Genomic DNA, 9344 nt, shown 5'->3' with positions numbered 1-9344 from the left:
ACCGGCCCTATCAGGTGTACGACCCGCTGCATGGCAAGGCCTCGCGCACACTGTGGCGGCGCCTTGGCGTGCAGGACGGGCTGACGCTGGTGGAGTTTACCCCCAAGACCGGACGCACGCACCAGCTTCGCGTGCACGCCGCGCATCCCCTTGGCCTTGGTCTGCCCATTGTGGGCGACAGGCTGTACGGCCGCGGGACGGGGCCGGGGCAGTTGAAGCTGCATGCAGAGTACCTGCGCTTTACGCATCCAAAGACCAAGGAGGTCATGGCCTTTACCACGCCGCCAGCGGCGGATTGGCCCTGCTTTGCGCGGGAGCTGTGCGCCGCGCGTGATGATGTGGAGGCGTAATGCCGCGCCCATGTGCAGAAGGCCCGCCGGAGTTATCCGGCGGGCCTTCTGCGTTGTGGGGGGGGGAAAAGAGCGCCCCGGGGATTGGGGCCGGGGCGCGTCTGGTTCCGGGAGGGGAGAAGCGGATGCCCGGTGTGCGGCGCACAGCGCGCCGCGTCAGGGAGTATGCACCGGGCATGGGTGTTTCCGCATTGGAGGGCTTGAAGGTGCTCCCGGAAATCAGTCCGAGGACTGGGCTGCCACCTGCACGCCGGAAGAGGTCGCCCCGGCGTAGGTGGAAAGGTCCACTTCATTTTCGCTGCGCGCCACGATGAGGGAGGTCATGGCGTCGCCGCTGATGTTTACGGTGGTGCGGGCCATGTCCAAAATGCGGTCAATCCCGGCGATGAGGGCGAGGCCCTCCATGGGCAGCCCGAGGGCGGAGAGGATAAGGGACAGCATGATAAGCCCGGCGCCCGGAATGCCCGCCGTGCCAATGGAGGCCAGCGTGGCCGTCAGCACTATGGTGGCGTAGTTGGCGGCGGTGAGGTCCACCCCGTAGGCCTGCGCCACAAACACGGCGCAGATGCCCTGATAGATGGCGGTGCCGTCCATATTGATGGTGGCCCCCAGCGGCAGGATGAAGCTGGCAATGGGCTTGGACACGCCAAGGTTCTGCTCCGTACACCGGATGGTGGCGGGCAGGGTGCCGGAACTGCTGCTGGTGGAAAAGCCCACAAGCTGGGCGTCCAGAATGCCGCGGAAGAAGCGCAGGGGATTCAGGCGCGCCACCAGCGCCACGCCCCCGCCGTACACGACGAGGATGTGGACAAGGCTCCCGGCGAACATCAGCAGGATGATTTTCGCCAGCGGGAGCAGGGTGTCCACGCCGTACTGCGCCACCACCTTGGCCATCAGGGCAAAGACGCCAACCGGGGCAAAGGCGATGACGATGGAGGTCATGGTGTACATGATGTCCGCAAGAGAATGGCAGAACCTGCGGACCGGCGCGGCCTTGTCCCCGGCAATGTTCATGGACACGCCAAGCAGCACCGCAAAGGCGATAATCTGCAAAATATTGCCCTGCACCATGGCTTCCAGCGGATTGGTGGGCACCACGTCCAGCAGGGTGTCCACAATGGAGGGGGCGTCCTTGGCGGCGGCTGTCTCGGCGGCGTGCAGGTGCAGGCCTGCGCCCGGCGCGGCCAGATTGGCAATGGTCAGGCCGATGGACACGGCAAAGGCCGTGGTCACAAAATAGGTCAGAAATGTCTTGGCGCTGATGCGCCCCAGTTTTTTCAGGTCGCTCATGCTGGTCATGCCCGAAACCAGCGAGGCAAAGACAAGGGGCACGATGAGCAGTTTGATGCCTTTGAGAAACAGGGTGCCAAGCGGCTCGACATACGGGGTCAGGGTGGGGAAGACGAGTCCGAAGAGCACGCCGATGACCATGCCGATAAGGATTTTCATCCACAGTTTCATATCGTCCTCCGCATGGAGTCTCCCGCTGCATGGCGCTGTGTACGGCGCCGGCGTGCCTGTGCGGGGCTGTGGTTGTGGTGGAGCGCGGTCCGTCTCATCCGGGGACGGACCGCGCTCGCCCTAAGGGATACGAGGTGCTTATTTCCTACCAGAGAACAGCCGTTTGAAGGCATGCAGGCCCATCTTGCGGCGCAGGAAGCCCAGCTGGTCCTGCAGGGGCAGGCCCTTGGGGCATACGTCCTCGCACGCAAGCAGACCCATGCATCCAAAGATGCCCTGGTCGGTGCCGATGATGTCGAAGTAGTCCTTGTCCGTGCGTTTATCGCGCGGGTCGATGACAAAGCGGCCGATGCGGTTCAGGGCCACTGCGCCAAGGAAGTCCTCGCGCATGCGCGCCGTGCCGCAGGCCGCAACGCAGCAGCCGCATTCAATGCAGCGGTCCAGCTCGTACACGGCTTCGGCGGTGTCGTTGTCCATGCGCTCTTCGGACGCGGCGGGGTCGAATTCCTTGTCGGTATGGACCCACGATTCGATTTTGCGGTTCATGTCCTGGAACCACACGCCCGTGTCCACGGCAAGGTCGCCGATGCACTTGAAGAAGGGCAGGGGCAGCAGGGTGATTTCGTCCGGCAGGTCCATGGTCTTGGTGTGGCAGGCCAAACAGGGGCGGCCGTTAATGACCATGGCGCAGGCGCCGCAGATGCCCGCGCGGCAGCAGAAGTCGAACTTGAGGGACGGGTCCTGCTCCTCGCGCAGACGGTTGAGGGCGATGAACACCGTCATGCTGGCGGTTTCGTCTATGGTGTAGGTCTGCATGCGGGGCATGGTTTCGCCCGCCTGCGGATTGTACCGGAATACGTTGAAAGTCAGTGTGCGCGCCATGGTTTAGGCCTCCTTGTCGTCTGCGCTGATAATCTTGCCGCCGCCGTAGCCACGGTCTCCCGGAGGGATATTGAAGACGGTGGAAGCCGGTTCATAATTCAGGGTGGGCAGGTCGCTGCCGTCCTGCCATGTGGCAAGGGTGCGGACCAGCCAGTCGCGGTCGTTACGGGCGGGGTAGTCCTCGCGGGCGTGGGAGCCGCGGCTTTCGCGGCGCTCCAGCGCGCCGTAGGCCACGCACAGGGCCAGCTTGACCATGCCGGGCAGGTTCAGGGCCAGACGCAGCTCGTCGTTGGCGCCGATGCCGTCGGACTTCAGACCAATATTGCGGGTGCGCTGGTGGATGGCCTGCAGGTCGCTGACGGCCTTGGAGAGGCCCGTCTCGTCGCGGAAGATGCCAACGCCTTCCATCATGGTGTCCTGCATCAGGCGGCGCAGTTCATAGACGTTCTCGGTGCCGCCGCCGGAGATGAGGGTCTGGATGCGCTGCTCTTCCTTCTTGCGGAAGCTGTCCGCCTCGCTGGTGCTGAAGCGCACGTCGCAGCCTTCCAGAAACTCCACGACCTTTTTGCCGACAATGCGTCCGGCCACAACGGTTTCGGACAGGGAGTTGCCGCCAAGGCGGTTGAAGCCGTGCATGTCCCAGCAGGCGGCCTCGCCCGCGGAGAACAGACCGGACAGGCCGTAGGCCGCGCCGTCCTTGTTGGTGCGGATGCCGCCCATGGAGTAGTGCTGGGTGGGGCGCACGGGGATGGGCTGGGTGATGGGGTCCACGCCAAGGAAATTGTTACAGATCTCTTCCACTTCGCGCAGTTTGTGCGTGATGTGGTGCTCGCCAAGGTGGCGGATATCCAGCCACAGGTGGTCGCCGTAGTCGCTGGGTACGCCAAGGCCCTTGCGCATGTGCTCGGTCATGCGGCGCGAGACCACGTCGCGCGAGGCCAGCTCGGCCTTTTCCGGCTCGTAGCTGGGCATGAAGCGCTCCATGTTCTTGTCCAGCAGGGTGCCGCCGTCGCCGCGGCAGCCCTCGGTGACGAGGATATTGGACGGCACAACGCCGGTGGGGTGGAACTGCACGGCCTCCATGTTGCCCATGGGCACAACGCCGGTGTTCAGGGCAATGGACTGGCCGCCGCCCTCGCAGATGACGGCGTTGGTGGACTCGCGGTAGATGCGGCCGAATCCGCCCGCCGCGATGACCGTGGCCTTGGCGAGGTAAGTGCGCAGTTCGCCCGTGCGCAGGCAGCGGACAATGGCGCCCTTGCACTGCTCCCCGTCGTGGATGAGGGCGATGGCTTCGGTGCGGTCATGGACCTGAACGCCCTTGTGCATGGCGCGGTTGTCCATGGTGTACAGCACGGCGTGGCCGGTGCCGTCGGAGGTGTAGCAGGTGCGCCACTTGGCCGTGCCGCCAAAGTTGCGCGCGGTGATGAGGCCTTCGTTCTCTTTCTTTTCCGTCTTGGAGAACTTTTTGCCGCCTTGGAAGTAGTCGTCGGTTCCGGCGACGACGCGGTTCCACGGCACGCCCCAGTAGGCCAGCTCGCGCATGACGATGGGCGCGGTGTCGCAGAACAGGCGGGCCACTTCCTGATCACAGCCCCAGTCGGAGCCTTTGACCGTATCCGCGAAGTGGACGTCCGGGCCGTCGCCCTCGCCCATGGCGCAGTTGCCAAGGGCGGCCTGCATGCCGCCCTGCGCGGCAGACGAGTGGGAGCGCCGTGCGGGGACGATGCTCAGACAGATTGTGCTGTAGCCGGCCTCGGCGGCCTCGATGGCCACGCGCTCACCGGCAAGGCCTGCGCCAATGCACAGGACGTCGGTATATATGATGTCACTCATGTCGTGTTGTCTCCTAGATGCTGATGCCCGCGAAGGTCAGAAGCGTGATGAGGCCGATGAGGATAAAGCCGCCGGTGATGGCGTATTCCAGCTTCTGGAAGTTTTTGCGGCCGCTGCGGCCCACAAAGCCCCACTTCACGCCGATGCGGTAAAAGCCGATGCCGACGTGCAGTTCGGCCATGGGCAGCAGGATGAGGTAGAACCACATCCATCCGCCTTCCTGAATGCGGGTGGCGCTTTTCACGGACGTGATGGGCAGGTCCGTAAGCACGGTCCATAGGTGCACTCCGGCCATGATGAGGATGACCATGGCGCTGACGGCCTGCACAATCCACAGCCACGTATCCTTGTGGCGCAGCATGCGGGCCTGGTTCCACATGCCCTTCTGCTGCGTGGTGGTGACGGGAATTTTGCGGATGGCCAGCACAAAGTGGACGAGGAAGACGACGCCGATGAGCGGACCGCCAATCTGGGCCATGTAGGTATATTCCAAAAATGCCGCCAATGCGTCGAAGACGCCCGCGCCAAGGTTGACGCTGGCGACCAGCAGCATATGGCACCACATGAAGACGATCAGGGCGGCGCCGCTGAGCATTTGCAGCCAGTCCAGATATGCGGAGGTGTTGCCCTGGATCGACGCGGGCATGGAGATGTCGGTCTGCATGGTTTCTTCCTGATTGAACGTTTATCGGGTTGCTGGGTGTGAAAAACGAGTCATCGCGGCGCTTGGAAGGAATTTGCCAAGCGCCGCGATGCGCCGAAATACAGTTAGAACATCACGCCCGCAAGCATGAATCCAATGCCGATGGCGCCAACGGTGGCCACCAGCCCCGGCAGCATGAAGCTGTGGTTCAGCACAAACTTGCCGATATGCGTGGTGCCGGTGCGGTCAAAGTTGATGGCCGCGACCACGGTGGGGTAGTTCGGGATAAAGAAGTAGCCGTTCACGGCCGGGAACATGGCGATAAGCGCCGGGGCCGGGATGCCGAGGGCGATGCCCAGCGGCATCAGCGCGCGCACGGTGGCCGCCTGCGAAAAGAGCAGGATGGACAGCACAAACAGCGCAATGGCGAAGGTCCACGGCGCGGCGGTGACCATGTCCTGAATGTTGCCGCTCAGGAACTCCATGTTGCTGCTAAAGAAGCTGTCGCCCAGCCACGCAATGCCGAAGATGGCGATAACCGCCTGAACGCCCGCGCCAAAGACGCTGCCTTCGGCCAGCTTCTTCACGTCCACCCGGCTGATGAGCAGGATGAGCGCGGCCACGGTCAGCATGATGATTTCAATGGCGCTGGCCATGCTCATGCGTTCCATTTCGCCGCTCACGTTCCACGAGGGGCGCAGTTCGGGGCAGGAGCCAAAGAGCACGATGGACAGCGTACCCAGCAGGAACAGGCCCACGGAAATCTTGGCGTAGCCGGGGACCTCGGTCTCCTCGACGGTTTCGCCGGCGTTGGCCTTTTCTATGGCGGCGCGCAGGCTGGGGTCGTTCAGGCGGCGCAGGTATTCGGGGTCCTTCATGAGGTCCTTGCCGGTCTTGTTGGCGATGAAGGCGCCAATCATGCAGGCCGCAAAGGTGGAGGGCACACAGACCATCATAATGTCCGACAGCTGCACGCCCATGCTGGCCGTCATGCCCAGCAGCGCTACGGTGGCGGCGGAGATGGGGCTGGCCGTGATGGCCTGCTGCGAGGCAATAACCGCGATGGACAGCGGCCGCTCGGGGCGGACCTTGGTGTTTCGGGCCACCTCGGAGATGACGGGCAGCACGGAGTAGGCCACGTGGCCCGTCCCGGCGAAGAAGGTGAAAATATAGGTGACGATGGGGCCGAGGAACGTAATCTGGTTGGGGTTGCGGCGCAGGATGCGCGCGGCGATGTTGACCAGATAGTCCAGCCCGCCGGCGGCCTGCAGCGCGCCAGCGGCGGTGACCACAGCGGCAATCATCAGCATAACGTTGATGGGCGGTGCTGTGGGCTGCACGCCGAAGAAGAAACTCAGAACGGCCAGACCAAGGCCGCCCATGACGCCAAGACCCACGCCGCCAAGGCGCGCGCCGATGAAGATGGCGGCCAAAACGATAAGCAGTTGTATCCAGAACATACCTTAACTCCCTTGGGTGGTGTGGTGGTGAAGCCTCTCGGGTGGCGACGCGGGGCGGACGGACCTCTCGCCAAGTCCGTCCGGCCCCTGCTGCGGGCCGATGCTCGGTCAGCCCAGTGGTCCGAGGGAGGCTAATTCCTGATGAATCGGGGGTGCATCATGTTCTCGGGGGAGAGAATCTCGTCCAGCTTCTCCTTGGTGAGCACCTTGTGCTCCAGAACAAGGTCGTAGACGGACTTGCCGGTTTCGAGGGCTTCCTTGGCGATGGCGGCGGACTTTTCGTAGCCGATGATGGGGTTCAGCGGCGTGACGATGCCAATGCTCTGCTCCACCATTTCGCGGCAGCGCTCGCGGTTGGCGGTGATGCCGCTGACGCAGCGGTCCTGCAGGATGCGGCAGCCACGGCGGAGCATATCCACGGCCTGGAACAAGGCGTTGGCGATGACCGGCTCCATGACGTTCAGCTCCAGCTGGCCGTTTTCCGCGGCCATGGTCACGGTGACGTCCTTGCCGATGACGTCGTAGGCAATCTGGTTGACCACCTCGGGGATAACGGGGTTGACCTTGCCGGGCATGATGGAGGAGCCGGGCTGCATCTTGGGCAGGTTGATTTCATTGAGGCCCGTGCGCGGACCGGAGGAGAGCAGGCGCAGGTCGCTGCAAATCTTGGAGAGCTTGACGGCAACGCGCTTGAGCACGCCGGAAATCTGCACGTATGCGCCGGTGTCCCACGTGGCTTCCACAAGGTTGGCCGAGGTTTCAAACTCAATGCCCGTCATGTTGGCAAGGGCGTCGGTGGCAAGGCGGGCGTAGTCCTCGGGGGCGTTGATGCCGGTGCCGATGGCCGTGGCGCCGAGGTTGATTTCCTTCAGCAGTTCGCGGGCCTCACGCACGCGGGAGATGTCCTCGCCAAGGGTGGTGGCGTAGGCGGAGAATTCCTGACCAAGGGTCATGGGCACGGCGTCCTGCAGCTGGGTGCGGCCCATCTTGAGCACGTCGGAGAACTCCGCGCCCTTGTCGACAAAGCCCTTCTGCAGGTAGGCCATGGCCTCCATCAGCGTGGAGAGCTTGTTGTACAGCGCAAGGCGAAACGCCGTGGGGTAGGCGTCGTTGGTGGACTGGGAGCAGTTGACGTGGTTGTTGGGGTGGCAGTGCTCGTACTCGCCCTTCTTGTAGCCCATCAGCTCCAGCGCGCGGTTGGCGATGACTTCGTTGGCGTTCATGTTGGTGGAGGTGCCGGCGCCGCCCTGGATGGTGTCCACGGGGAACTGGTCGCGCAGCTTGCCGCCGACGATTTCGTCACATGCGGCGCAGATGGCCTTGCCCACGTCCGCGGGGATGACGCCCAGCTCCATATTGGCCTTGGCCGCGGCCTTCTTCACATAGGCCAGCCCTTCGATAAGCTCGGGCACGTCGCCGATGTGGCGGCCGGTGATGAAGAAGTTCTCCACGGCGCGCAGGGTCTGGACGCCATAATAGGTATTCGCGGGGATTTCCTTTTCGCCGAGAAAATCATGCTCAATGCGGGACTTCATGTGTACAACCTCATGTTTTGTATGCTGAAAAAATGTGCAGCGTGCGGGGCATATCGGCCTTCGCATCCGCTTGCTCTTTTAAGAACAAATACGGTGCCAAAAGGCGTCAATTGCTTTACCTCTCTGAAATAGCGGGAGATTTGGGGCGAAATGGGAGGAGCCCGGACGGCCCGAAGGCCCATGCAAAAAGTTATGGCGCGGGCTGCGGCGTGCTGGACTGGCCCAAGGCAGGGCGCGGTGTGCGCGGGCGTATATGCCCTTGGTTATGGCATAACCAAAGTTATTCCCCTTTCTATGCTAGGAATTGTCACATGCTGCCGGGTGCTTAGCGCAGCAGCAAAAACGGCCCGGAGCGCAGTGCGCTCCGGGCCGTTTGGCGTGTGGCGGGGTGGGGCAGCCGCTAGGAGCGCAGCTGCTTAAGGCGCTTACTCAGCGCGGGCTGGGAGATGCCAAGCATGCGCGCGGCCAGCGTTTGGTTGCCGTCGGCGCGCTCCACCGCTTCCTCTATGAGCATGGCGGTGCACTCCGTGATGGTGGGCAGATGCTCCAGCCCCGCAAAGGGGCGCGAGGAGTCGGCCACGGTCTGCGCATCCGGCGCGGGCGTATTTTCGCGCTCCATGGCCCTCAGAAAGCTGTGCATGGACAGCACCTTGGCCTTGTGGGTGCTGACGGCGTCGTACACCATGCCGCGCAGTTCGCGGATATTGCCGGGGAAGGAATAGTTGGCCAGATGCAGGGGCAGTTCCTTGGGGATGGCGGGCTTTTTCTTGCCGAATTCTTCGGCGGCCTCCTCCAGAAAGCGGTCCAGCAGGGCGGGGATGTCCTTGGGGCGCTTGCGCAGGGGCGGCACGTCCACGTGGTGGGTGCACAGGCGGTAGTAGAGGTCCTTGCGGAAGGTGCCGTCCTGCACTTTCTGTTGCAGGTCCTGATGCGTGGCGACGATGACGCGGGCCTGCATGAGCTTGGGCCTGTCGCTGCCAAGGGGGTAGAACTCATTCTCCTGCAGCACGCGCAAGAGCTTCACCTGCGATTGCAGGCTCAGGTCGCCGATTTCGTCAAGAAAGAGGCTGCCGCCGCGCGCCTGTTCAATCATGCCCGGACGGGTTGTCCCCGCGCCGGTGAACGCGCCGCGGGTGTGGCCGAAGAGCGTATCCGCAAAGCTGGTGTCGTCCAGCCC

Annotated in this window: 8 protein-coding genes; 1 reads left to right on the top strand and 7 read right to left on the bottom strand. The window is 63.4% G+C overall.

What is annotated here, in order from left to right; genetic code table 11:
• Window positions 1-350: pseudouridine synthase (locus tag ACY69P_RS10120; RefSeq protein ID WP_462327372.1), on the top strand; the 350-nt coding region annotated here is incomplete at its 5' end.
• 219 nt (window positions 351-569) lie between these two features.
• On the opposite strand, the gene ACY69P_RS10115 is transcribed toward ACY69P_RS10120, so the two are convergent.
• The 7 genes from ACY69P_RS10115 to ACY69P_RS10085 form a co-directional block, all read right to left on the bottom strand.
• Window positions 570-1811, bottom strand: a complete 1242-nt coding sequence (locus ACY69P_RS10115) for a dicarboxylate/amino acid:cation symporter (protein ID WP_459900585.1) — start codon at window positions 1809-1811, stop codon at window positions 570-572.
• A gap of 138 nt (window positions 1812-1949) precedes the next feature.
• The gene (locus tag ACY69P_RS10110) at window positions 1950-2693 is read right to left on the bottom strand and encodes a fumarate reductase iron-sulfur subunit (protein WP_459900586.1); all 744 of its coding nucleotides are present in this window, start codon (window positions 2691-2693) and stop codon (window positions 1950-1952) included.
• Between the two features lie 3 nt (window positions 2694-2696).
• Window positions 2697-4529, bottom strand: a complete 1833-nt coding sequence (locus tag ACY69P_RS10105; RefSeq protein WP_462327371.1) for a fumarate reductase flavoprotein subunit — start codon at window positions 4527-4529, stop codon at window positions 2697-2699.
• 13 nt (window positions 4530-4542) lie between these two features.
• Window positions 4543-5193 (bottom strand): succinate dehydrogenase/fumarate reductase transmembrane subunit, encoded by a 651-nt coding sequence (locus ACY69P_RS10100; RefSeq protein ID WP_462327370.1) that lies wholly within the window; start codon window positions 5191-5193, stop codon window positions 4543-4545.
• A gap of 104 nt (window positions 5194-5297) precedes the next feature.
• A complete protein-coding gene (locus ACY69P_RS10095; RefSeq protein WP_459900592.1) occupies window positions 5298-6632 on the bottom strand; it encodes an anaerobic C4-dicarboxylate transporter family protein in 1335 nt (444 codons plus the stop codon).
• Between the two features lie 131 nt (window positions 6633-6763).
• The gene (gene aspA / locus ACY69P_RS10090) at window positions 6764-8167 is read right to left on the bottom strand and encodes an aspartate ammonia-lyase (RefSeq protein ID WP_459900593.1); all 1404 of its coding nucleotides are present in this window, start codon (window positions 8165-8167) and stop codon (window positions 6764-6766) included.
• A gap of 400 nt (window positions 8168-8567) precedes the next feature.
• Window positions 8568-9344: sigma 54-interacting transcriptional regulator (locus ACY69P_RS10085; protein WP_462327369.1), on the bottom strand; the 777-nt coding region annotated here is incomplete at its 5' end.

The sequence above is a fragment of the Desulfobaculum sp. genome, from assembly GCF_054921475.1.
Note: the sequence above shows the minus strand (reverse complement) of the source record. Positions and strands in the feature narration are given on the sequence as shown.